This is a genomic window from Paenibacillus sp. ATY16, from assembly GCF_003399985.2.
GTDB classification, from domain to species: domain Bacteria; phylum Bacillota; class Bacilli; order Paenibacillales; family Paenibacillaceae; genus Pristimantibacillus; species Pristimantibacillus glycanilyticus.
Genome location: NZ_NMOK02000004.1, coordinates 23,602 through 46,075 on the forward strand (window position 1 = coordinate 23,602; position 22,474 = coordinate 46,075).

Annotated in this window: 23 protein-coding genes and 1 tRNA gene; 21 read left to right on the forward strand and 3 right to left on the reverse strand. The window is 50.7% G+C overall.

Translation table 11 applies throughout. The features are described from left to right. Positions 1-81 precede the first annotated feature (81 nt). The 5 genes from CFI03_RS03075 to CFI03_RS03095 all read left to right on the forward strand — a co-directional run bounded on the left by CFI03_RS03075 (position 82) and on the right by CFI03_RS03095 (position 3,011). Positions 82-321 (forward strand): putative Se/S carrier protein, encoded by a 240-nt coding sequence (locus CFI03_RS03075; protein WP_116394501.1) that lies wholly within the window; start codon positions 82-84, stop codon positions 319-321. A gap of 27 nt (positions 322-348) precedes the next feature. Beyond that, on the forward strand, positions 349-1,224 hold the full coding sequence (locus CFI03_RS03080) for a mechanosensitive ion channel family protein (RefSeq protein WP_248756437.1): 876 nt from the start codon (positions 349-351) through the stop codon (positions 1,222-1,224). Further along, a complete protein-coding gene (locus CFI03_RS03085) occupies positions 1,214-1,432 on the forward strand; it encodes a DUF951 domain-containing protein (RefSeq protein WP_116394502.1) in 219 nt (72 codons plus the stop codon). The genes CFI03_RS03080 and CFI03_RS03085 overlap by 11 nt, the downstream gene beginning before the upstream one ends. 67 nt (positions 1,433-1,499) lie before the next feature. Then, positions 1,500-1,590 (forward strand) — tRNA-Ser (locus CFI03_RS03090). 101 nt (positions 1,591-1,691) lie between these two features. After that, positions 1,692-3,011: an NAD(P)/FAD-dependent oxidoreductase gene (locus tag CFI03_RS03095; RefSeq protein WP_116394503.1), complete on the forward strand. Its 1,320-nt coding sequence runs from the start codon at positions 1,692-1,694 to the stop codon at positions 3,009-3,011. Between the two features lie 350 nt (positions 3,012-3,361). Here the strand turns inward: CFI03_RS03095 and CFI03_RS03100 are convergent, their stop codons facing one another. Beyond that, positions 3,362-3,547, reverse strand: coding sequence for a YjzC family protein (locus CFI03_RS03100; RefSeq protein ID WP_116394504.1), 186 nt, complete (start codon positions 3,545-3,547; stop codon positions 3,362-3,364). A 185-nt stretch (positions 3,548-3,732) separates the two neighbouring features. Here CFI03_RS03100 and rpsF point away from each other — a divergent pair, with 185 nt between their 5' ends. From rpsF to CFI03_RS03130, 6 genes are all read left to right on the forward strand, one after another. Next, complete coding sequence (gene rpsF, locus CFI03_RS03105; protein ID WP_091189332.1) at positions 3,733-4,017, forward strand: 30S ribosomal protein S6; 285 nt, start codon at positions 3,733-3,735, stop codon at positions 4,015-4,017. A 36-nt stretch (positions 4,018-4,053) separates the two neighbouring features. Beyond that, positions 4,054-4,587 carry a single-stranded DNA-binding protein gene (ssb, locus tag CFI03_RS03110; protein WP_116394505.1) on the forward strand — a complete coding sequence of 178 codons (534 nt, stop codon included), beginning with the start codon at positions 4,054-4,056 and terminating at the stop codon, positions 4,585-4,587. An 18-nt stretch (positions 4,588-4,605) separates the two neighbouring features. Further along, a complete protein-coding gene (gene rpsR / locus CFI03_RS03115; RefSeq protein WP_015847810.1) occupies positions 4,606-4,890 on the forward strand; it encodes a 30S ribosomal protein S18 in 285 nt (94 codons plus the stop codon). Between the two features lie 237 nt (positions 4,891-5,127). Next, a complete protein-coding gene (locus CFI03_RS03120) occupies positions 5,128-5,550 on the forward strand; it encodes a DUF1641 domain-containing protein (protein ID WP_116394506.1) in 423 nt (140 codons plus the stop codon). 23 nt (positions 5,551-5,573) lie between these two features. Then, positions 5,574-6,752, forward strand: coding sequence for an NAD(P)/FAD-dependent oxidoreductase (locus tag CFI03_RS03125; protein WP_116394507.1), 1,179 nt, complete (start codon positions 5,574-5,576; stop codon positions 6,750-6,752). 164 nt (positions 6,753-6,916) lie between these two features. Beyond that, positions 6,917-8,062 (forward strand): cation:proton antiporter, encoded by a 1,146-nt coding sequence (locus tag CFI03_RS03130; RefSeq protein ID WP_116394508.1) that lies wholly within the window; start codon positions 6,917-6,919, stop codon positions 8,060-8,062. 54 nt (positions 8,063-8,116) lie between these two features. Here CFI03_RS03130 and CFI03_RS03135 read toward each other — a convergent pair whose 3' ends face one another. Further along, the gene (locus CFI03_RS03135) at positions 8,117-9,424 is read right to left on the reverse strand and encodes a hemolysin family protein (RefSeq protein ID WP_236013260.1); all 1,308 of its coding nucleotides are present in this window, start codon (positions 9,422-9,424) and stop codon (positions 8,117-8,119) included. 286 nt (positions 9,425-9,710) lie between these two features. Here CFI03_RS03135 and CFI03_RS03140 point away from each other — a divergent pair, with 286 nt between their 5' ends. Next, the gene (locus tag CFI03_RS03140) at positions 9,711-10,478 is read left to right on the forward strand and encodes a DUF1836 domain-containing protein (RefSeq protein WP_116394510.1); all 768 of its coding nucleotides are present in this window, start codon (positions 9,711-9,713) and stop codon (positions 10,476-10,478) included. Between the two features lie 75 nt (positions 10,479-10,553). On the opposite strand, the gene CFI03_RS03145 is transcribed toward CFI03_RS03140, so the two are convergent. After that, positions 10,554-10,907, reverse strand: a complete 354-nt coding sequence (locus tag CFI03_RS03145) for a DUF4870 domain-containing protein (RefSeq protein WP_116394511.1) — start codon at positions 10,905-10,907, stop codon at positions 10,554-10,556. Positions 10,908-11,029: 122 nt separating this feature from the next. On the opposite strand from CFI03_RS03145, the gene CFI03_RS03150 reads away from it, so the two are divergent. The 9 genes from CFI03_RS03150 to CFI03_RS03190 all read left to right on the forward strand — a co-directional run bounded on the left by CFI03_RS03150 (position 11,030) and on the right by CFI03_RS03190 (position 22,450). Next, positions 11,030-11,458: a CBS domain-containing protein gene (locus CFI03_RS03150; RefSeq protein WP_116394512.1), complete on the forward strand. Its 429-nt coding sequence runs from the start codon at positions 11,030-11,032 to the stop codon at positions 11,456-11,458. A 127-nt stretch (positions 11,459-11,585) separates the two neighbouring features. Next, positions 11,586-13,439, forward strand: coding sequence for an amidohydrolase family protein (locus tag CFI03_RS03155; RefSeq protein ID WP_116394513.1), 1,854 nt, complete (start codon positions 11,586-11,588; stop codon positions 13,437-13,439). A 146-nt stretch (positions 13,440-13,585) separates the two neighbouring features. Next, the gene (locus CFI03_RS03160; RefSeq protein ID WP_236013259.1) at positions 13,586-14,479 is read left to right on the forward strand and encodes a DUF2232 domain-containing protein; all 894 of its coding nucleotides are present in this window, start codon (positions 13,586-13,588) and stop codon (positions 14,477-14,479) included. Positions 14,480-14,499: 20 nt separating this feature from the next. Then, positions 14,500-16,461, forward strand: a complete 1,962-nt coding sequence (locus tag CFI03_RS03165) for a DHH family phosphoesterase (RefSeq protein ID WP_116394515.1) — start codon at positions 14,500-14,502, stop codon at positions 16,459-16,461. After that, complete coding sequence (gene rplI / locus CFI03_RS03170; protein WP_116394516.1) at positions 16,458-16,904, forward strand: 50S ribosomal protein L9; 447 nt, start codon at positions 16,458-16,460, stop codon at positions 16,902-16,904. The genes CFI03_RS03165 and rplI overlap by 4 nt, the downstream gene beginning before the upstream one ends. 189 nt (positions 16,905-17,093) lie before the next feature. After that, positions 17,094-18,467, forward strand: coding sequence for a replicative DNA helicase (dnaB, locus tag CFI03_RS03175; RefSeq protein ID WP_116394517.1), 1,374 nt, complete (start codon positions 17,094-17,096; stop codon positions 18,465-18,467). Between the two features lie 198 nt (positions 18,468-18,665). Further along, positions 18,666-19,952: an adenylosuccinate synthase gene (locus tag CFI03_RS03180; protein WP_116394518.1), complete on the forward strand. Its 1,287-nt coding sequence runs from the start codon at positions 18,666-18,668 to the stop codon at positions 19,950-19,952. A 117-nt stretch (positions 19,953-20,069) separates the two neighbouring features. Then, entirely contained in the window at positions 20,070-20,753 is a 684-nt protein-coding gene (locus tag CFI03_RS03185; RefSeq protein WP_116394519.1) for a hypothetical protein, read from the forward strand. Positions 20,754-21,049: 296 nt separating this feature from the next. Beyond that, complete coding sequence (locus CFI03_RS03190; protein ID WP_248756438.1) at positions 21,050-22,450, forward strand: LysM peptidoglycan-binding domain-containing M23 family metallopeptidase; 1,401 nt, start codon at positions 21,050-21,052, stop codon at positions 22,448-22,450. The last annotated feature ends 24 nt before the right edge of the window (positions 22,451-22,474 follow it).

Genomic DNA, 22,474 nt, shown 5'->3' on the forward strand with positions numbered 1-22,474 from the left:
TAGTATATGGATAGGACAACCATTTTATACGTCGCGAAGCCAATAGTTTCGTTCTATGAGGTGAGGGAGAGGAGAATCGCGATGTTAATCGCCTTTGATTCGACACAGCAAGCGCTGCGCGCGGAGATGCTGCTGGAATACGCGGAGGTCGAAATCGATATATGCCCAACTCCGAAAGAAATTACGGCTGGCTGCGCGTTATCGATTCATTTTCCGGGAGAAGAACTGGAAACGGTCAAGCATGTTATCGAAACGGAGAATGTAGAAATAAGAGGAGTTTTCAAACCAATTCAGGACGGGTATGAACAAGTTGACCTGTAGGATGTGCAAGGATGGTGGTGCGGTAAAATGGATATTCAAGCCTACTATAAAGATGTTGCGGCATGGATGACAAGCGAGACAACATGGGAAGGTTTTGGACAATCGGTCTTGCGCATTGCGCTTATAATCATCATTGGACAGGTTATTATCTGGACCGCGAACAAAACGATTGACCGGGTCGTATTAAATCGCTCGGAGAGCCGGATGGTCCTTCAAACCAGAAGAATGACGACAGTAGGCAAGCTGGTCAAAAACATGATCTCTTATGCGGGATATTTCATTATCGGCATGCTTGTGCTTGACGAGTTTGGCGTACAGTTGGCGCCGCTGCTCGCGGGGGCCGGTGTCATTGGACTTGCTATCGGATTTGGTGCCCAAAGTCTAGTGAAAGATATTATTACGGGGTTCTTTATTATATTTGAAGATCAGTTCGCGGTTGGCGATGTCATTCAGACGGGCAATTTCAAAGGAACGGTCGAGGTCATTGGACTACGGGCAACACGGATCCTAAGCTGGACGGGAGAAGTGCATATAATTCCGAATGGCATGATCAATGAGGTTACGAATTTCTCGATGCATAATTCAATTGCGTTTATTGATGTATCGATCGGTTATGAGGAGGACGCGGAGAAAGCGATAGTGATTATCCGTAGAGAACTCGAGCGGTTTGAAAATGACAATCTCGTTAAGCCTCCGGAGGTGCTGGGTATTCAGACCATGCTTTCAACCGAGGTGAAGGTACGCGTAACGGCAGAATGTCTTCCTAATACGCAAGCTATTGTAGCAAGGGCATTAAACGCTTATATCAAGAAAGTGCTGGACGGCCACGGAATTGACATTCCGTATCCGCGAATGGTAACGTATCATCGCAATGAAAGGGGCGGCGATCCGAATGGAGCGTAAACAATTCGAACTGGGCGATATCGTTCAAATGAAGAAGCAGCATCCCTGCGGATCCAATGAAATGGAAATTATCCGCATGGGGATGGATATCCGTATTAAATGCGTCGGCTGCAAGCATAGCGTTCTGATTCCCAGAGCAAAGTTCGAGAAAAATATGAAGAAAGTACTGCGTTCCGCAGCGGATTCCGGGCAAAACGAACAGGCTTAATATTTTTTGAAAAAACAGTTGCATTGGGACAAGGCCTGTGATAATATAGTTTTTGCTTGACACAAACGGAGAGGTACCCAAGAGGCCCAAGGGGGCTGACTCGAAATCAGCTAGGCGTGTCAAAGCGTGCGTGGGTTCGAATCCCACCCTCTCCGCCATATTTCGTCCATAACGCTTAGGCGGTTACATAAAGAAGAAGGCTCCTACGAGATCACGTAGGAGCTTTTTTGTATCTTCAGAAGAAACAGGTGAGAGTGAAATGAGTCGGTATGATATTACGATTATCGGAGCAGGTGTCAGCGGCATATTCGCCGCCCATGAATTAGCCGCAAGCGGGCTGCAGGTATTAATGCTGGATAAAGGCAAGAAGCTTGGCGAACGAAGCGATAGTTATATCGGTTTTGGCGGCCTTGGCTTGTCGGAGGGGAAATATAACTATACGAATGATTTCGGCGGAGAGCTGGAGCGGAAGACCGGGTACGAAGCTGCGCTGCGGTTGATGGATGACGTGGATACGATCCTCTGCAAGTACGGAGCAGGCGCGTCGGAGCTGTACAGCACCTATGATCCGGAACTGTCTGAGCGGGCACGGAAAGCTGGTTTTGGCGTACTGACGACAAAAACCCGGCATCTGGGAACAAAACTGTCTAGGTCCGTTCTAGAGCGCATGTACGAATACTTGGATTCACGAATCGCGATGAGATTTGAGGCAGAGCCCGTTCGAATTTATCCGAAGGAGGAAGGGCGATTTGCCATAGAACTGGCTGATGGAACGGTTATTGATTCCGGGCAAGTAATTGTGGCAACCGGCAGGAGCGGGAACGAATGGTTTACCAATCAATGCGAGAGTCTTGGAATTGGCAGGGGAGAAGCAAGAGTTGATCTGGGGCTTCGCATCGAGATGAAGGGCGACCAGCTGGCTTCGATTCTTCAGCGTTCCTTCGAGACCAAGCTTAGCTTCGAAAGAGAGGGCTGCACAGCTACGACTTATTGCATGAATCCGCAGGGGAGGGTTGTGCTCAAGCTTCAGGAAGGACTGGCAATGCCGGACGGACAAAACTTCCGCGAGAAGGAGGAGGGTAGCTCCAACCTGAACTTTACCCTGTTTGTGCCGAACCGATTTGCTACGCTTGACGAAGCAGATGCTTATTTGAAAAATATCGTCGGCGGGATTAACCGGGGGCGGAATCGGATTGCAGCTCAAAGGCTTGGTTCGCTCCGTAGAGGGCAGCAGTACCAGTCCTTCGAAGGCCAAGCTGCCGTCAGAAGCGTTATGCCGACGCTGGAGGCTGAGTTTGCGGAGCTGAGGGAAGAATTGCCGGAACGGTATATAGAGGCTACTCTGGCGTTTCTGGACGCGTTGGAGAAGCTCTTGGGGGCACCCATTGATGAAGATACCATTTTGTACGCCATTGACGGGAAGCTGTATTCACCGGCAATAAAGACAAACGATAAGTTCGAGACGAATATTAAAGGCTTTTATGTTATCGGAGACTGTTCAGGGACAACGCATTCCTTATCCCAGGCAGCGGCAAGCGGCGTTTATGTGGGCCGGCTGCTGGCAGGTCGGAACGCTTGAGAGAATTCATTCATGCTTGTCATTGCCGAAACGGAAAAAAGGGACTCTAGCGAGTCCCTTTTTCGACGGTGTTGTAAGTTTCGATGAATTATCGCCTTCATACAACGGAAAACCAGGTGCAATCTTCACAGATCGGTACACAATTCCATTAGGTATCGCTTTTCCGATCGCGATTGCTCGTGTGTTACAGCAATGTGTATTTAGCACAACGCCTCGCTTCTCAAGTGATGAGTAGTCAAATTCTCTAGTAGTCCTTGCCCCTATTCAGGTCCAATGGAACCACACCTCTCTTCACCGTCGATAATTATGATGTCCGGGAGCTAAAGATCTTATTCAGGGCTGTTCAAAAATTAATTGTGGCCCATCCGTTTCCATCTGCGCTCATGATTCGAGGTCTCCGGAAATTTCTCTCCGCGTTTAAGACTCACCTTCTGCGGATTGTTGATACCCATATGGTAAGAATTATCGCCTGTTTCAATATAGACGCCGTCGTTTGGCGCACGGTCGCCGGGGGAAAATATTGTCCATTCGCCCATACTCGTTCACCTCCTTATCGGATTTTTATTATTCACCGGAGAAGGTGCGGACATGAAAGGCAGAAATCGGGAACGGCGGATGACTTGTCAATGAGTAGGCGATTTGCTATACTGTGTAGATGCGAGTAATAATCTCGCTCCTTGCCCTTTCGGGGGCCGCTTAGTCCAAAAGGAGGTGAAACACAATGCGCAAATATGAAGTGATGTACATCATTCGTCCGGACGTTGAGCAAGAAAACGTTCAAGCCATCGTCGACAAATTCAGTGGCATCATTAACAATGGCGGGGAAGTCACGAAGCAAGATGTGATCGGTAAACGCCGTCTTGCGTATGAGATCAATAAGATTCGTGATGGTTACTACGTTCTGGTTCATTTCAACGCGAACAACGAAGTTGTTAATGAGCTTGACCGCATCATGAAAATTACGGATGAAGTTATCCGTTTCTTGATCGTCAGAGACGTTGCTTAATCCACGCTAGATGTTCGATTGGGAGGTCCAGAGGCGATGTTGAATCGTGTAATACTGATTGGCAGATTAACAAGAGACCCCGAATTGCGTTATACGCCTGCGGGTGTAGCAGTTACGCAATTTACGATAGCAGTAGACCGGCCGTTTACGAGCGGTCAGGGCGAGCGCGAAGCGGATTTCATTCCGGTCGTAACTTGGCGGCAGTTGGCTGAGACATGCGCTAATTACTTGCGTAAAGGTCGCTTAACCGCGGTAGAAGGACGCATTCAGGTGCGTAACTACGAGAACAACGAAGGTAAACGCGTCTATGTGACGGAAGTTATTGCCGATAACGTTCGCTTCTTGGAATCTAACCGTGAAGGCGGAGCTCCGCAAGAGAGTGGCGGTTATGCCGGAGGCAATAACAACAGCGGCGGAGGATCTTTTGGCGGCGGCGGCGGTAACGCTCCTTATGGTGGCGGTAACGGCGGCGGCGGAAAGCCTAGTACTCCACGCAACAACAACAGCCGTGATCCGTTCTCGGATGACGGTCGACCGATCGATATATCAGAAGATGACTTGCCATTTTAATCGAAAGGATGGGTTCGAATGAGCTTCAAGCAAAGAGAAGGCGGAGACGGAGAGCGTCCAGAACGCAAATTCGGCGGCCGTAAAGGCGGACGCAACAAACGCCGTAAAGTATGTTTCTTCACTGTGAACAAAATCACTCACATTGACTATAAAGATACTGATCTGCTCAAAAAGTTCATCAGCGAGCGCGGCAAAATCTTGCCACGTCGTGTAACTGGAACTAGCGCGAAATACCAACGTCTGCTGACGGTTGCTATCAAGCGTGCTCGTACTGTGGCTTTGCTGCCGTACACAACTGAGTAGTTCTTTTGGAAGAAAGCCTATTGGGAAACCAATGGGCTTTTTTTCTTTTATTTTATAAAATAGGAATTGATCATTTGGCGGAAGAGGAATACAATAAGATATAGTTCGTGCATACAAGTCGGCGATGATGTTGGGTCTTCATTGTGAATAATTTCACTTTAAATGACAGATGTGGAATAACGGCTTATGCAAGTAAATCAATTGATCGATTACAGATGGAAAGAGGGATGCATTCGTATGTCTGAAACCGTAACGAAATTACCTGAAGAATCCGGTTCCGTACGTGAACTGGACGTGCTTGAGCAACTGTTGAAGCCAGAAATTCAGCAATCGCTGACTCAATTGGTGGAAAACCTGCCTAAACTGGCAGAACTGGTAACCCTGCTTACTAAAGCTTATGATGTGGCTACTACCGTAGCTAACGACAAAGTTCTTGTGAACGATATGGTTCATGGCTTTGGCGAATTCGTTAAACCAATCGTAGACACGACTAAAGGCATCGCTAACGCAGCTGTTGAAGCTGGCGACCGCGCGCAAGCCGACAACTCTACAATTGGTCTCTTTGGCATTCTGAAAATGCTGAAGGATCCGCAAGTACAAGCAACGCTTCGTTTCGCCCAATCGTTCCTGAACGTATTGGCTGAGCGTAAAAACGGTTAATCATACAAGAGCGGAGGGTAAACATGGCTAAGCAAATTTTAATTCTTGGCGGCGGTTACGGCGGTCTTCTTAGCGCACTGACAGCTCGCAAATATATTTCGGCTGAAGAAGCTGAAATTACATTGATCAACAAAACTCCTTACCACCAAATCATTACCGAGCTTCACCGTCTGGCTGTTAGCGGCGTAAACGAAGGAAACGTAGCTCTTCCTTTGGATAAACTGCTGAAAGGCAAATCGATCAACCTGGTTATCGACACTGTAGATAACATTGATCCGGAGAAAAAACAAGTGAAGCTGGCTGGCAACGGCACAGTTAGATACGACCAGCTGGTTGTCGCTCTCGGCGGCGAAACAGCATTCTTCGGCATTCCTGGCCTGGAAGAAAACAGCCTGACGCTGAAATCGGTTGAAGAAGCGAAAGCCGTTAGCGCGCATATCCAAAACCGCATCGCAGCTTACGCGCAATCGAAAAACAAAGCAGACGCAACAATCGTTGTTGGCGGCGGCGGCCTGACAGGCATCGAGCTGATCGGCGAGATCGTTGATATGCTTCCAAAATGGTGTGAACAGTACGGCGTTGACAAGAGCGAAATCTCCCTGTACAACATCGAAGCTGGTCCAACTATTCTGATGGGCTTCCCGGCTGACCTTCTTGAGCGCGCGAAATCCAGCCTGACTAACCGTGGCGTTAACCTGATCATGGGCGTAGCGGTAACCGAGGTTCAAGGCAACAAAGTTATGCTGAAAGACGGCAGCTCCATCGAAACGAATACTTTCGTATGGACAGGCGGCGTCACAGGCAACCCTGTAGTAGCTAACTGTGGCATCGAAGTAAACCGTGGCCGCGCTTCGGTAACGGAATTCCTGCAATCGACATCCCACTCGGATATCTTCCTGGCCGGCGACAACGCGTTCGTTATGGGTCCAGAAGGCCGTCCGTACCCGCCAAGCGCGCAAATCGCATGGCAAATGGGCGAGTGCATCGGTTACAACCTGTTCGCGCAAGCGAAAGGTATCCCGATGAAATCGTTCCAATTCGTTAACTCCGGCGTACTTGCGAGCCTTGGCCGCAAAGATGCAATCGGTACAATCGGTGCAAGCCAGTTGAAGCTGAGAGGTACAGCGGCTACACTGATGAAAGAAGCAAGTAACGTTCGTTACCTGACTCACGTAAACGGTCTGTTCTCGTTCTTGAAATAATTTTGCTGAAAAGCGAAACCGTTTCGTGGTTCGCGCGTAGTAATAATAAAATAAGCATGACCTTGGAGGAGCCTGCCACTGCAGGCTCCTTCTGCCTATTTCCGGGAGTCTGCATAGGAGCAGGCTCCTTTTGTTATGCTGAAAAGAAGGAGGAAGGAGCGGAAATGGAGTTCATTCTATATTTGGCTATTATTATCGTATCAACCAAGCTGGCTGGCGCGTTATCAGTCAGGCTGGGACAGCCGGCCGTGTTAGGAAAGCTAATTGCAGGCATTCTCATCGGACCGGCTGTGCTGGGATGGGTGAAACCGGATGATTTTATCGGACATTTCTCGGAAATCGGCGTGCTGCTGCTTATGTTCATTGCGGGTCTCGAAACGGATCTTGATCAGCTGAGAAGGAATTGGAAGCCTTCCTTTGCCGTAGCGGTTGGAGGCATCCTATTGCCCTTTGTTGGAGGATACGGGATTGCGGCAGCTTTTGGACTATCAAGCAACGAGGCGCTGTTTCTGGGGCTGCTCTTATGCGCGACCTCGGTAAGCATATCGGTGCAGACGTTGAAGGAGATGGATAAGCTGCAGTCGAGGGAAGGGACGACCATTCTGGGCGCTGCAGTGGTGGATGATGTGCTTGTTGTCATTCTGCTGGCGGTCATGATGAGCTTCCTAATACCGGCTAATGATGTATCTCTGGGGCTCTTGATTGGCAAGAAGGTACTATTCTTTGTCGTTATCGGGCTAGTGGGCTGGCTGCTTGTGCCGCGATTCCTGAAATGGTTTGCGCCGCTGAAGGTAACGGAAACGGCCATGAGCGCCGCATTGATCATCTGCTTTGCCTTTTCCTACTTCGCGGAAGAGATGGGGATTGCAGGCATTATCGGGGCATTTGCCGCCGGTATTGCCGTATCGCAAACGCCATTCAAGCATCAGGTGGAGTCTAAGGTAGAGCCGATTGCCTATACGTTATTCGTGCCGGTCTTTTTCGTAAGCATCGGGCTGCATATAACCTTTGACGGCGTAGGGGAGCAGCTGCTCTTCATCGTGCTTGTAACGATTGTTGCGGCGATTACAAAGCTGCTCGGAGGCGGTCTAGGCGCTCGGCTTACGGGATTTAATAACCGGTCTTCCATTACGATTGGAGCGGGAATGGTATCGCGGGGCGAGGTGGCGTTAATTATAGCGGCATCGGGATTGGAGTCCGGATTATTGCCGGAGGAATATTTTACCTCGGTTATTCTGGTCGTTATTCTGACGACGCTTATTACGCCGCCGCTCCTCAAGCAGGTATTTAAAGAAAAGCAGACGGCATAACGGATAAAAAGAAAAGGGCAGCCTTCGCGGGCTGCCCTTTGTTCATCGTATAATTTACGCCGTTTCCACTTCGGCTTCATGAGTGCTCTCGTCAGCTTCTTCTTCGATAATAAGCTCGACTTTCTTAATACGGTGCTTGCCAACCTCACGGATGATAAAACGAAGGTTCTCGTAGTGCATTTCCTTGCCTGGCTTCGGATCGGTAAACTCCGTGAACAGCCAGCCGCCGACCGTGTCGACATCTTCCTGATCGATGGCAACGCCGGTTATTTCGGATACATGGTCAAGCGAGACTTTACCGTCAAGCAGGTAGCAGTTATCCGCAAGCTTCTCGATTTCTTTCCGTTCATCCGTATCGAATTCATCCCGAATCTCGCCGACGATTTCCTCCAGAATATCTTCAATGGTAATCATACCGGAAGTACCGCCGTATTCGTCCATCAGAATCGCGATATGAACGCGTTCCTGCTGCATGCGCTTAAGGAGCGTCTTAACCGGCAAAACCTCGGAAACGGCCAGGACCGGATGAACCAGCTTCTGAAAATTGAATTCTTTGTTTTCCTGGAATTCAAGGAACAGCTGCTTCGTGTTGATCATGCCAACGATGTTGTCTTTGCTGCCCGTTGCAACCGGGAAGCGTGTGTACTGTTCTTTGCGGATGATGTCCATATTCTCCATCATCGAGTTATTCGTATATAAGCAAATCATATCGGTACGCGGAACCATGATTTCTTTGGCGAGCATTTCGTCAAAGGCGAAGATCCGGCTCACGTAACCGTATTCGGTGTTATTGATTTTACCGCTTTGGAAGCTGTCGTTCAGAATGATCTGAATTTCTTCTTCGCTATGCGCTTCTTCATGCTCTTTTACAGCCTTCAGTCCGAACATGCGGATCAGGCCTGTTGCGGAACCATTCAGCACCCAGATGAACGGATACATGATCTTGTGGAAGTAGATAATCGGTTTGGCTACGGCAAAGCTGATAAATTCGGCTTTTTGGATGGCCCATGTCTTCGGTGCAAGTTCACCCATGACCACATGCAGGAATGTAACGGCAACGAATGCTATAACAAAGGAAATAATATGATTCAAATCGCTGTTTACGCCCAATTTCTCGAATAACGGATGGATAATTCGTTCAACGGTCGGTTCGCCTAACCAACCAAGTCCGAGGGCGGTAATCGTAATACCGAGCTGACAAGCCGAAAGATAAGCATCAAGGTTGCTTGTCACGCGTTGTACGGCAAGCGCGTTTTTCTTGCCTTCGAGCACCAGCTGATCCACTCGGCTTGCGCGAAGGCGGATAATTGCGAACTCCGTAGCAACGAAGAAGGCGGTCAATACAATTAATACAGCAATCATAAACAAATTAAATCCTATACTACTGTCCATTTGGGTTCTTCACAATCCTTTATTAAATAATATAAGTTCCTATGATCTACTATAACGAACTTCAGCTAGCAGATGCAAACATGCTATTTTACTTTACGGGCGCAATACCATCCATTATGACGAAAAATTCGGAGCTAACATTACAATTTTGGCAAATACCTCGTCTTTACAAGGCTCTGTACAGGGGCGTATGATAAGTTCAGATGAGCTTGTAATCATCAAGCCAATCCCTTTATGTCATAAGGAGGTAAGCGATATGGAAGCTTTTACGCTTACCCGCAAAGAGATGGCGGATTTGCTGCTTGCGATGCAAGGCCAAAATTGCTGTGGTCCCCTACAGGTTCTGCAGCAGGCTTGGAAACAATCGCACCGTGATGCTTATGAATCCGGATCGTCGCTGCCGGCTTTCCTGTCGACGGCGCTTCCGCCTGTCCTGGTGAAGCTGATTAAAGGACGCGAGGTAAAAGGATTCTCTTTGCAGGAGATATCCGCGTTAGGCGGATTGATAAATTTTTCGCAAATGTCGATTACATCGATGCAAAACTGGGTAAAGAGAGATTTCAAGGCTTATTTCGACTGTCCGAAAATCGGCAAGAAATATTCTCTGAATCAGACAGCGCTCTTGTTTATTATCGAAGACCTGAAATCCAGTCTCGATTTTGGTTCCATACGGAAGCTGTTCGACCGGCTGTTCAATAAACCGGAAGACGAAACAGACGACTTGATTGGTCCGCTTGAGCTGTATGCGGCGTATACTTCCATGTATGAAGAGCTTGCCGCGAGCGGCTACCGGCTGTTCGATATGGCTCGTCCATATACGGATGCGAAGGATAGAGAGGCCATTATGGAGCAGATGCTTCACAGCTCTTCGGAGCCGTTCCTGCAAATATTGCCGCGGCTAAGCGAGGAGCAGACGGAGGCATTGCGCCATATTTTGTTCATCGCCGTCATCTCGATCCGTACTTCTTATTTTCATTCGCTCGCCAAACGGTACTGTCATGCCACCTTGTTCCTGAATTCTTAAACGGTTCATACACATAGGCAGGTGATTTAAAAAGGCAGCAACGAAAGCCTTGCGCTCCCGTACTGCCTCAGCTAATCAGAATTTATGTGATTGCTGTTCCGCCCAGTCGCCGATGTACGGCAGCTTGAAGCGCTTGCCCTGCAGGGCAAGCAGCATCAGGGCTATCCATAGAATAAAGCCAAGAGGTGTCAGAACCAGACCAAGAAGCCAGCCGATAACGGGAATGAAACCAAGCACGATATTGAGTACAATGAATACAACGGAAATCGCGATAGACTGAAGGGCATGAAATTTTACGAACCGGCTCTGTTTCTCCACGACCAGGAATATAATACCGGTGATAAAGCCCAGGAAATAAGCAAGCAGTCCTGCCACTTTGGGGTCTATACCTGTTGAGGAACGATCAGGCTCGAAGGAAGCGCTGGACATGAACGGATCTCATCCTTTCTATAATCGACTCTCTCGAGAAGATTGTATTCATGTCCGAAAAGTTATATGTCATTACGTATGTTATAGTGAAGCCACTAGGAAAGATTGGAGTTGAATGACGGATGAATATTGCGTTTTTCCTGCTGCCCAAGCAGGAGGTTATTACGGTAACGCAAGATGCAACGCTCAGGCAAACCCTCGAGAAGATGGAGCATCACCGCTATTCTGCGGTCCCGATTATTAATGAGGAGGGCGGATATGCGGGGACGGTAACGGAAGGCGATCTTCTCTGGTACATGAAGAACACGCCGGGCATAAGCTTTGAGAACGCCAATAAGGTGAAGCTGCAGGATGTGCCGCTCCGCATGATGAACCGCTCGGTTCGGATTGATGCGGATATGAAGGATTTGATTGCCCTTGCGAAGGTTCAGAACTTTGTACCCGTAGTGGACGACCGCGGCCATTTCATTGGCATCGTCCGCAGAAGCGAAATCATCGATTACTGCCAATCCTTTATTCCGGGTTCGCCGTCGGTTGCGATGGAGGCCTGACCGGTTTCAATTGGCCATTATGAACGAAGAGCATTCAGCATCTCCAAAAAGCATGGCTTGCGCAGCTATATTTTCAGATAGGGTAGGAGAAAATAGGCCAAGCGAGCATGACTTCAGGAGGGGCTTCATGAATAGGAATGAGCACCAAAAAGACGGAGGCCGCAAACGGTACCGTCTTTTTGTTTTATTATTTGCGTTGGTTATCGGGGTAACGGGAATGTTGAGCAGCGGCAGGGCATCCGGAGCGGCAGTATCGGAGACGGTCTACGATACGGTTATTGCCGGCGGCAGAGTTATGAATCCTGAAACCGGGCTGGATAAGAAGGGCTGGAATATCGGCGTAAACGGCAGCCGTATTGCGATTGTTACATCTAAGCCTTTAAAGGGTAAGCATGTCATAAATGCAGCCGGTCTTATCGTGGCGCCGGGATTTATCGACAACCTGTCCTACAATCCGAACCCGCTGGGGGTCTGGAACAAGATCGCCGACGGGGTCACGACCAATATTGCCATGCACGGTGGAACCTCCACGCCTAAAGAGTGGTATAACTATTATGCAAAAAGCACGACGCCGGTTCATTTCGGAGCCTCGTTCTTCTACACGGAAGCCCGCAACCGTTATGGGCTCAGCCGTTATGACAGCGCCCGGCCGGAACAGATCGCGGAGATGGTCAAGCAGGCGGAGCAGGCACTCAATAACGGAGCGCTCGGCATTTCCTTCAGCCTTGAATACGTGCCGGGTATAACGGCAGCCGAGATTGTGCCGATGATGCAGCTTGCCTATGATTACAACGTGCCTGTCTACTTCCATGCCCGTTATTCCGATATGGAGGAGCCGGGCACCAATATGGATGCCCTTAACGAGCTGATCGGTTATGCCTGGAGAACGGGGGCAGCCGTCCATATTGATCATATCAACAGCACGGGGGGCACTTTCTCGATGAAAAGGTCGCTCTCCCTTCTGGAGGCTGTCCGCAAACAAGGGCTCGATATTACCGCCTGCGTCTATCCCTACGATTATTGGGGGACCTTCCTGAACTCGACAAGGTTCGATGAGGGCTGGCAATCGAGATTCCGGATTACGTTCCGTGACTTGCAGATTGCGGGAACCAATCACCGCTTGACCGAGGAGACGTTCGGCCGGTACCGCGCGGAAGGCAAGCTGGCGGTAGCGTACGCTATCCCCGAACAGGATGTCGTAAAGGCGCTCAAGGCGCCTTACGTGATGATTGGGAGCGACGCGATCCTGGAGCCCGGCCACAATAATCATCCGCGTGCTTCCGGAACATTCGCCAGAACGATCGGAAGGTATGTCCGGGAGAAGCATACCCTTTCTTTAATGGATGCTCTCGCGAAGATGAGTCTTATGCCGGCTCACAGGCTGGAAAAGCAAGCCCCTGCGCTGCGCAAGAAAGGCAGGCTCGCCAAAGGAATGGATGCGGATATCGTCATCTTCGATTACAAGACGATTAAAGACCGCTCGACGGTTGAGCATCCGGAGCAGCTATCCGATGGAATCCGTTATGTGCTTGTTGGGGGCCGTCTGGTTCTCGATAACGGCAAGCTGAATAAGGATATCCAGGCCGGTCAGCCGGTACGCAGCGAGTTCGTCAGGGTGAAAAGCAGAGCAGGTCTGTTGAGCTGGGGAGCACTTCAATATGCCGTGGTCGATTATAAAGGCATGCCGTACGTGGATGTCCGTTCGCTTGAGCAGCAGGGCTACAGGCTGGTATGGGATAAAGCGGCCCATAAAGTTATAGCCAAGCGTAGCAATAGTCAGACGTCTCCCGTGATTAGCGGCGCCGAGCTTGCTCCCTCGGAAGGAATGCTCATGCTGGAGCGGGGATACCGGTTGGAGGCAGGAGACGTAAAGGCGAATTTGATCTCGATCGGAACCCGGACGTTTATGCCATTATCCTTGCTGGACAAGCTGGGGCTTGAAGTAACCGCGGCGGGCGCTGCGTCATGGAAGGCAAGCTGAGCCCGCCGGCGCCTGATCGCAATAGACGGGCGGCAAGCGCTAAAGGATGTGCGTGATCTATTTTGCTTTTATGATATAATGGAGTTTGAATGTTTGTTTACTGATTATGTGCGCAAGAGGTGAACGGCTTGAAAGGTAAGCCCGGTATGAAAGCAGTTCTATGGAGCGGTGCGTCTCTGCTTCTAATTTTGTCATTGGCAGTACCCGTGTTTAATATGCTGACCATTATGCTGCTAATGGTGCCTTACGTCATTTTGTATACGACGCTGTCGACCAGGTCCTTTTTACTGCATCTTGTACCGGTATGGATCATCGCGGCCGTTATTCTTGGGCCGTCGGTTCTTATTATCGCGTTATTCTTCTTGATCCCCGCTATGGTGATGGGGCAGATGTACCGGAAGAAGGCGTCAGCACCGTTTATATTAAGGCGGACGACGCTGACGATTCTATTCTGTCTGCTGGCGGAGCTGCTTATTTTCGAAGGGGTTCTGAAACAATCGTTTATTGATCAGATCGGTGAGTTTGTCCGCAGCTTGGTGGCCGACCTCGACTCGGAGCATGTGCTTCCGAAGGAGTGGAACAGCGACTATACGGAATCCATCATCAAGATTATGATTCAATCGATTCCGCAGGCGATCATTCTGATTTCCTTCGTGTATGCGGTCATAACGCAATATTTCGCACGCAAGGCGCTGGCATCATCCATCGAGGATATTCCTACCATGCCTAAGGCAAAAGACTGGATGCTTCCGCGCATTATGGTCTTTTACTACCTGGTCGTCTATATCCTGCAGATGTTTGCGGACAGCACCAGCAGTTCCTTCTATTCCGTAGCGCTTATGAATGTGGTGCCGCTTATGCGGTATGCGTTCACGATTCAAGCGATCGGATTCTTCTTCTACATCGCGCATCAGCGGAGATGGAATAAGGCGGTCCCGGTTATTATCGCAATTCCGCTTCTTATCTTCCCGCCGCTAAGCTTGATTGGCGTACTTGATGCCGCTTTTCCGATCCGTAAGTCGTTTTCGAAATCATCATAAGCAATAGGAGCGAATAGGAAATGCCGAAGTTTCTTGTCACGCGATGGCATGGCATGCATCAGGTCTGGTCTATCGCATTAATGGTTCTTATGACCGTCGTGCTCACCTGGTTTTGGTGGGTGCTTGGGCTTATCGCGCTTCTTCTCACTATAGCCGCGGCTGTTTATACGGTTCTTGCGGAGCGGGCTTTCCGCAAGGATTTGAAGTCTTATCTCGGGACGTTATCCTACCGGGTGAAAAAGGTCGGCAATGACGTCATCGGCGAGCTTCCGTTTGGCGTTATTTTGTATAACGAAGACCGTACGGTAGAATGGCATAATCCATACATTGCGCAAATTGCGGGCGAGGAATCGGTGATCGGGATGCCGCTCACGGAGTTGTTCCCGGCTCTGCAGCAGGTTAAGGACAAGGAAGGTACCGTTGAAGCGACGGTTGACGGGCATGTCTACCAGCTGCTCTTCAAGCAAAAGGAGCGGATTTTGTACGTACAGGACATTACGCTTCTCTGGCAGCTCAGCAAGCGATACGATGAAGAGAAGCTCGCAATGGGCGTCGTTATGATCGACAGCCTGGAGGAAGTAACGCAAGGGATGGACGACCATCAGCGCAGCTCGCTCCAGTCGAAGGTGACGACCGAAATTACCGAATGGGCGCAGCGGTATCAGCTGTACTTGAAGCGGGTAACCTCCGACAAGTTCCTTCTGATTACCGATCAGAAGACGCTGAGACAGCTGGAGCAGTCGCGGTTTGTCATTCTGGATGAAGTGCGGGAGATGACCGCCGATCAGAAAATCCCGATTACGCTCAGTATCGGCTTCGCGGCCGGAGCGGAAAGCATTGTCGAGCTTGGCCAATGGGCGCAGTCCAGTCTGGACATTGCGCTTGGACGCGGCGGCGACCAGGCGTCGGTGAAGGTTGGCGGGCGCCAGTCGTTCTACGGCGGCAAGACCAATGCGGTGGAGAAGCGTACGCGGGTCCGCGCCCGCGTCGTTGCGCACGCGCTTCGCGATTTGATCAAGGAGAGCGGCAACGTCGTCATCATGGGTCATAAAATGCCGGATATGGATGCGATAGGCGCGGCTATCGGTATTTTGAAAGCGGCTCTGATGTTTGGCAAGGAAGCCTATATCGTGCTTGAGGGTATCAACCCGGCCATTCAGAAGATGATGGAAATGCTGCGCGAGGACGAGAAGTTCACGAAGTGGTTCATTACGCCGGAGCAGGCGTTAGGCATAACGGACAGCCGAACGCTGGCCGTTGTGGTTGACACGCATAAAGCGTCGATGGTGAAAGAGCCGCGCATCCTGGCGCAGACGAATAAAATCGTAGTGGTTGACCACCACCGCCGCGGCGAGGAATTTATCTCGAACGCGATTCTGGTCTATATGGAGCCTTACGCCTCCTCAACCTGCGAGCTAGTCACCGAGCTGCTGCAGTATATTCACGACCGGGTACTGCTGGATGTACGCGAGGCAACGGCGCTTCTGGCAGGCATTACGGTCGATACGAAGAACTTCTCGCTCCGGACGGGCGCCCGCACGTTTGACGCTGCATCGTTCCTGCGCCGCAACGGTGCGGACTCAACGATGATTCAGCGGATGCTGAAGGAGGATCTTGAGGAGTATGTACGCAAGGCCGAGATTATCAAGCATGCCGAAGTGTACTACGATCATGTGGCGATTGCGGTAACGGAGCCGGGCCGAAAGGTGGCTCAGCTGCTCATTGCGCAATCGGCGGATACGCTGCTTAACATGACGGATATCTATGCCTCGTTTGTTATTGGGGAAAGGCCGGATGGACTTATCGGCATAAGTGCCCGCTCGCTCGGGCATATGAATGTACAAGTCGTGATGGAACGGATGGGCGGCGGCGGCCACCTGACGAACGCGGCGGCTCAACTAGAGGGCACCGTGCAGGAAGTGGCGGCCAAGCTCAAGACCGTACTCGCACAAATTGAAGCGGAAGAGGGGTTATTCGAATGAAAGTAATTTTCTTGAAAGACGTTAAAGGTCAAGGTAAAAAAGGCGATGTGAAAGAGCTGTCCGAAGGCTACGTACGCAACTTCCTGCTGCCGCAAGGACTGGCGAAACTGGCGTCCGACGGCAACCTGAAGACGCTGGAAGTGCAGAATGCTTCGGAAGAGAAACGCAAAGCGAAGGAAAAAGCGGATGCGGTTGAGCTCGGCAAGAAGCTGGAAGAGCTGAAGGTTGTTATCAAGGCCAAAGCGGGCGAAGGCGGCCGGTTGTTCGGTGCCATCACAAGTAAGCAAATTGCCGAGGCACTGGCTGCTCAGGCGGGCGTTAAAATCGACAAACGCAAAATCGAGCTGGAAGACGCGATCCGCACCCTCGGCGTTACCCAAGTACCGGTGAAGCTGCATGTGGACGTTAAATCGAAGCTTAACGTTCAAGTTACCGAAGAATAAGAGCCCTTATTAAGCGTAATAGAAGCAAGACGGCAATGGCGATGTGAGAGCATCGCCATTGTTGTCCAATCGGACAGGCCGATGCTGGAACTTTCCATAGCTTTCGGCGGCCTGCAACTGCTACACTGTTCGTTGTAGCATGAACGGAATCGGAAGCCATTCAGCATTCATTGGAAGGGAGCCTAAAGCATGAGCATGAGTAGTACGGAGCTGATGTTTGATCGGGTGCCGCCGCAAAACCTGGAGGCGGAGCAAGCCGTAATCGGCGCGATCCTGCTTCAGTCGGAGGCGCTGATTACCGCGATGGAGCGGCTGCGCAGCGAAGACTTTTATAGCGTTCCCCATCAACATATATACGAAGCGATGGTTGAGCTTGGGGAGAGCGGACAGCCGGTCGATCTGATCACGCTGACCGCTTATCTGCAGGACAGGCAGCTGATCGAAGAGATTGGCGGCGTCTCGTATTTGGCCAAGCTGGCAAGCGCCGTGCCAACGGCGGCCAACGTCGATTACTACGCGCAGATCGTGGAAGAGAAATCGATGCTTCGCCGGTTAATTCGGACAGCCACCAATATCGTGTCGGACGGTTACGCAAGCACGGATGAAGTCGGTATTCTTCTAAGCGATGCGGAGCGTAAGATTCTGGAGATCTCGAACCGCCGTTCAAGCAGCGGCTTTATCTCCATCCGCGACGTTCTGATGGAAGTATTCGAGAAGGTCGAGACGCTCTACAATCAGAAGGGTGCCGGAACAACCGGTATCCCTTCCGGATTCGTCGACTTGGATAAAATGACGGCCGGCTTCCAGCGCAGTGACTTGATCATTATCGCGGCCCGTCCTTCCGTAGGCAAAACGGCGTTCGCGCTGAACATTGCCCAGAACGTTGGCGTCCGCGCCCGCGAGACCGTCGCGATCTTCTCGCTCGAGATGTCCGCGGCGCAGCTCGTTCAGCGTATGGTCTGCGCCGAGTCGAACGTAGACGCGACGCGGATGCGTACCGGTCAGCTAGAGGGCGACGATTGGGAGAAGCTGACGATGGCGATTGGCGCCTTGTCGGAAGCGAATGTATTTATAGATGATACGCCAGGCATTACGGTTGCCGATATCCGCGCGAAATGCCGTCGCCTGAAGAAGGAAAAAGGTCTTGGCATGATTCTTATCGATTACTTGCAGCTTATTCAAGGCCGCGGTAAAGCGGGCGAGAACCGTCAGCAGGAAGTATCCGAGATTTCGCGTACTCTGAAACAGATCGCCCGTGAGCTGGAAGTGCCGGTTATCGCCTTGTCGCAGCTTAGCCGCGGCGTCGAGCAGCGTCAGGACAAGCGTCCGATGATGTCCGACCTTCGGGAATCGGGTTCGATCGAGCAGGACGCCGACATCGTAGGGTTCTTGTACCGCGACGATTACTACGACAAGGAATCCGAGAAGAAGAACATCATCGAGATCATTCTTGCCAAACAGCGTAACGGCCCGGTAGGTACGGTCGAGCTGGTCTTCCTTAAGCAATTCAATAAATTCGTAAGCTTAGACAGGACTCACGAGGACCCGTCGCAGGCATCATAAGGTTATGTATAATATCCGAACAATTGTATGGGCGACTGTACAATTGTTCGTTTTTTGTTTGACTTCTCTATACGGGACTGCTACACTGTTATTGCTGTCTTTTACGCGGTCGGACCATTTTTGAGTAAGAAGCACCGATCCGGTTAATGCTAAGACGGTAATTTTCGGTGTGCAAAATCACCGGACGGGGGTATGTTTATGTCTACGGTTGTTGTTGTCGGTACGCAGTGGGGAGACGAAGGGAAAGGCAAAATTACCGATTACTTGGCGGACGGAGCCGACGTCGTCGCTCGCTATCAAGGTGGTAACAATGCCGGACACACTATTCTCATTGACAACAAAAAGTATAAATTGACGATGATTCCATCGGGTATTTTCAATCAAAATAAAATTTGCGTCATTGGCAACGGGATGGTTATCAACCCGCAAGCGCTGATCGACGAAATTAACTATATTCATGACAATGGCTTCTCGAGCGACAATCTGAAAATCAGCGACCGCGCCCATGTCATTATGCCTTACCATCTCGTGCTGGACGGCCTCGAAGAGGACCGCAAGGGCGATAACAAAATCGGTACGACGCGCAAAGGCATCGGCCCATGCTACATGGACAAAGCAGCGCGTAACGGGATCCGTATCGCGGACCTTTTGGATGCAGAAGAGTTCACGGAAAAAACACGCCGCCTCGTAGCGGAGAAAAACCAAGTCATTCAGCAAGTATACGGCGGAGAGCCGCTTGATGCCGAAGCCATTATCGCGGAATACTTAGGCTATGCGGAGACGCTTCGTCCATACGTAACGGATACTTCGGTTGTTCTGAACGACGCGATCGACGCAAACCGTAAAGTACTGTTCGAAGGCGCTCAAGGCGTTATGCTTGATATCGACCAAGGTACTTATCCATTCGTTACTTCTTCCAACCCGTCGGCCGGCGGCGTATGCATCGGCTCCGGCGTAGGTCCTTCGAAGATCCAACAGGTTATCGGCGTAGCGAAAGCTTACACAACGCGCGTTGGCGATGGCCCGTTCCCGACGGAACAAATTAACGAAATCGGCGATCTGATCCGCGACAAAGGCCATGAGTACGGCACGGTTACCGGCCGTCCGCGCCGCGTTGGCTGGTTCGACAGCGTTGTTGTCCGCCATGCACGCCGCGTCAGTGGTATTACAGGTTTGTCCCTTAACTCGCTGGACGTACTGAGCGGCCTTGAAACCGTGAAGATCTGTACGGCTTATAAATACCGCGGTGAAGTTATCGAGCACTATCCGGCTAGCCTCAAGATGCTGGCGGAATGCGAAGCGGTATACGAAGAGATGCCGGGCTGGAGCGAAGATATTACGGGTGCGAAAACACTGGAAGATCTTCCGGTTAACACGCTTAACTACCTGAACCGCGTATCCGAGCTGACAGGTATCCCGATTGCGATCTTCTCGGTTGGACGCAACCGCGAACAAACGAACATCGTTCGTCCAATCTACGAATAGAACGTATATAAGAAAGGATAGTCCAAGGCGGAATGGCCGGGACTATCCTTTTTTGTCGTTTTCATAGTTTGCTCCCCCTATTCTTTGACCATAATGATAGATAGCAGAAGGAAAGGGATGAGCGTAATGTGGGTAAAAGCAGCCGTATGGATCGCGAAAATCGTAGCGGCAGGTCTCATTGTCAGCTTTCTCTCCATATGGACAACCGGCTATATCGTTAATAGTTATGTGCAGACGCTGCTGAAGCAGTATAATCTGCCGTTGGAGGTACAGCCGATGGCTTTGTCCGGGGTATGGGGCAAGCTGTGGGGCGCCGAGGAGCCAGTCCAGACGGAGGATACCGAGAAGACAGGCACGGATGGCGCACACGGGGATAAGGTTGCGGTAGATGCGTTTGCCGACCAGCCATCCACAGCGCCGCTTACGGATATCGGCATTGGCGGAGGCTCGAAGGCGGAGAGCGGTACAGCCGGTCAATCGGAGGAAGCGGGTACAAGCACGGGTCAGACGGAGGACAGCAGCCAGACGGACGATGATGAAGCACCGTCGATCGACGGAACGGAAACGGCGATTACAACCGAGGACATGAACAATATGAAGGGCCAGATGAGCGAAGCCGATAAGGATCAATTATTCGGTTTGCTCATGAGCAAGCTGCCGCAGGAAGCGATGCAGACGATCTCCGGCTACATGGAAAACGGGCTTACGGATGAGGAGCTTACGCAGATTCAGCAGCTGATGGCACAGTATCTGGACCGAGACCAGTATGAACAAATGATGGCAATTCTGAAAAAATATTAATTTCGACTCTTGACAAGAATGGTTGCCGCGTTTATTAACCATATGTTAAAGTATTAGGCGAGTGATCCGACAGGACATTCGTCTTTTTTTATGTCGGATTCCGTATTTTATTGCAGGAAAAGTGCGAAAAGGAGACCATCATGACCGTTTTCAGCCCCAAGGATCGTTTCCGGAAGACTTGGAATCTTGTAAACCAGTACTTTCGGCCTAGTGATCTGCAAGACTCGAAAGGCAAGAAGCAGCCTCCTTCGGCAGGAGAGAGACCACATACTCCAATGTGGAAGAGAAAACCTGTCATGCTTACAGCAGGAGTGCTGGTAGTCCTAGCAGCAGCCGGTATCGGTGGTACCGGATACGTACAAGCGAACACAGTCGATTATTACAACGTATATAAAGACGGCAATATCGTGGGCTCCATCAGCGATCCCGCAGAGGTTGAACAGTTAATTCAGCAGCAGACCGAAGAAGTAAAGAAAGCGAATCCGGAGCTCAGCATGGTGCTCGACACCGGGGAGATTACGTACAGCGGGGAAAGCGGCTTTAAAGCGGACCCTGAGACCGAAGAAACGTTAAGCAAGCTGAAAGGTCTGCTGACCTCGCATGCGGAAGGCGTGGAACTGGTTATCGACGGCAAGGTAGCCGGCGTGGTGAAGGATCAGGAAACGGCCGATGCCATTTTGAACCGGGTACAAAGCAAATACGCCCCGCAGCTTGCGGCAGCGAAGAAGCAGAACGAAGTGAAGACTTTGTCTTATTCCAAGACGGAGGCTGAGAAGAAAAAGACGGCTTCGTCCAGCGGCAACAAGCTTACGGGCGTAAAATTCGTTGAAGAGGTTAAGACAGACGAAGTGGAAGTTGATCCTAACAAGATCATGGACGCTAACGAGCTGTACCTGAAGCTTGTGAAGGGCAGCGTCAAACCAACGAAGTATACGGTACAGAAGGGCGATTGCATCGGATGCATTGCCGATAAGTTCAAGATTTCCGAACAGGTCATTTACGATAACAACGGCTGGATTGAGCAGGATATGATCAAAGAGGGCGACGTTCTGGATTTGACCGTGCTTCAGCCGGAGCTGACGGTGAAGACGGAAGAACGCCAGTCCGAAACGATTACTTACGATGCTCCTGTCGAGATCCGCAAGAGCGATTCCATGAAGCTTGGGGAATCGAAGGTGCTGACAGAAGGCAAGAGCGGCAAGAAAACTCTTACATACCGGGTTGTGAAGCAGAACGGTAAGGTAGTTACGGAAGAGCTCGTGGATAGTCAGGTTGTCGTGAAGCCGGTAGCCGAGGTCATCATCCGGGGAACAAAGGTTATTCTTGGCGAAGGGACAGGCCATTTCGCATCGCCGGTATCCGGCTGGTCGCTGTCGAGCAAGTTCGGCATGCGTTGGGGACGGATGCACAAAGGCATCGACATGACAGGCGGTAAAACCATTATGGCGGCCGATAACGGTGTTATCGAGTTTGTTGGCCAGAAGACGGGCTACGGCAATTGCATTATCGTCAACCATAAGAATGGCTACAAAACGCTATACGGACATCTGAAGTCTATCGGCGTGAAGAAAGGCCAGATTGTCGAAAAAGGCGACAGTCTCGGCATTATGGGCAGTACCGGCGAATCGACCGGCGTGCATCTGCATTTCGAAATTACGAAAAACGGCGTACTGCAAAATCCGTTAAAGTACTTATAATCTATTTTCTTTCCAAGAAGGCTG

Excerpts from the sequence above, each read along its gene's own strand:
- rplI (WP_116394516.1), top strand. The coding sequence starts at position 16,458 with ATGAAAGTAATTTTCTTGAAAGACGTTAAAGGTCAAGGTAAAAAAGGC.
- CFI03_RS03080 (WP_248756437.1), top strand. The coding sequence starts at position 349 with ATGGATATTCAAGCCTACTATAAAGATGTTGCGGCATGGATGACAAGC.
- CFI03_RS03095 (WP_116394503.1), top strand. The coding sequence starts at position 1,692 with ATGAGTCGGTATGATATTACGATTATCGGAGCAGGTGTCAGCGGCATA.
- dnaB (WP_116394517.1), top strand. The coding sequence starts at position 17,094 with ATGAGCATGAGTAGTACGGAGCTGATGTTTGATCGGGTGCCGCCGCAA.
- CFI03_RS03120 (WP_116394506.1), top strand. The coding sequence starts at position 5,128 with ATGTCTGAAACCGTAACGAAATTACCTGAAGAATCCGGTTCCGTACGT.
- CFI03_RS03165 (WP_116394515.1), top strand. The coding sequence starts at position 14,500 with ATGCCGAAGTTTCTTGTCACGCGATGGCATGGCATGCATCAGGTCTGG.
- CFI03_RS03100 (WP_116394504.1), bottom strand. The coding sequence starts at position 3,547 with ATGGGCGAATGGACAATATTTTCCCCCGGCGACCGTGCGCCAAACGAC.
- CFI03_RS03155 (WP_116394513.1), top strand. The coding sequence starts at position 11,586 with ATGAATAGGAATGAGCACCAAAAAGACGGAGGCCGCAAACGGTACCGT.
- CFI03_RS03125 (WP_116394507.1), top strand. The coding sequence starts at position 5,574 with ATGGCTAAGCAAATTTTAATTCTTGGCGGCGGTTACGGCGGTCTTCTT.
- CFI03_RS03130 (WP_116394508.1), top strand. The coding sequence starts at position 6,917 with ATGGAGTTCATTCTATATTTGGCTATTATTATCGTATCAACCAAGCTG.
- CFI03_RS03160 (WP_236013259.1), top strand. The coding sequence starts at position 13,586 with ATGAAAGCAGTTCTATGGAGCGGTGCGTCTCTGCTTCTAATTTTGTCA.
- CFI03_RS03150 (WP_116394512.1), top strand. The coding sequence starts at position 11,030 with ATGAATATTGCGTTTTTCCTGCTGCCCAAGCAGGAGGTTATTACGGTA.
- CFI03_RS03140 (WP_116394510.1), top strand. The coding sequence starts at position 9,711 with ATGGAAGCTTTTACGCTTACCCGCAAAGAGATGGCGGATTTGCTGCTT.
- rpsF (WP_091189332.1), top strand. The coding sequence starts at position 3,733 with ATGCGCAAATATGAAGTGATGTACATCATTCGTCCGGACGTTGAGCAA.
- CFI03_RS03145 (WP_116394511.1), bottom strand. The coding sequence starts at position 10,907 with ATGTCCAGCGCTTCCTTCGAGCCTGATCGTTCCTCAACAGGTATAGAC.
- CFI03_RS03075 (WP_116394501.1), top strand. The coding sequence starts at position 82 with ATGTTAATCGCCTTTGATTCGACACAGCAAGCGCTGCGCGCGGAGATG.
- CFI03_RS03135 (WP_236013260.1), bottom strand. The coding sequence starts at position 9,424 with ATGATTGCTGTATTAATTGTATTGACCGCCTTCTTCGTTGCTACGGAG.
- rpsR (WP_015847810.1), top strand. The coding sequence starts at position 4,606 with ATGAGCTTCAAGCAAAGAGAAGGCGGAGACGGAGAGCGTCCAGAACGC.
- CFI03_RS03180 (WP_116394518.1), top strand. The coding sequence starts at position 18,666 with ATGTCTACGGTTGTTGTTGTCGGTACGCAGTGGGGAGACGAAGGGAAA.
- ssb (WP_116394505.1), top strand. The coding sequence starts at position 4,054 with ATGTTGAATCGTGTAATACTGATTGGCAGATTAACAAGAGACCCCGAA.
- CFI03_RS03085 (WP_116394502.1), top strand. The coding sequence starts at position 1,214 with ATGGAGCGTAAACAATTCGAACTGGGCGATATCGTTCAAATGAAGAAG.
- CFI03_RS03190 (WP_248756438.1), top strand. The coding sequence starts at position 21,050 with ATGCTTACAGCAGGAGTGCTGGTAGTCCTAGCAGCAGCCGGTATCGGT.
- CFI03_RS03185 (WP_116394519.1), top strand. The coding sequence starts at position 20,070 with ATGAGCGTAATGTGGGTAAAAGCAGCCGTATGGATCGCGAAAATCGTA.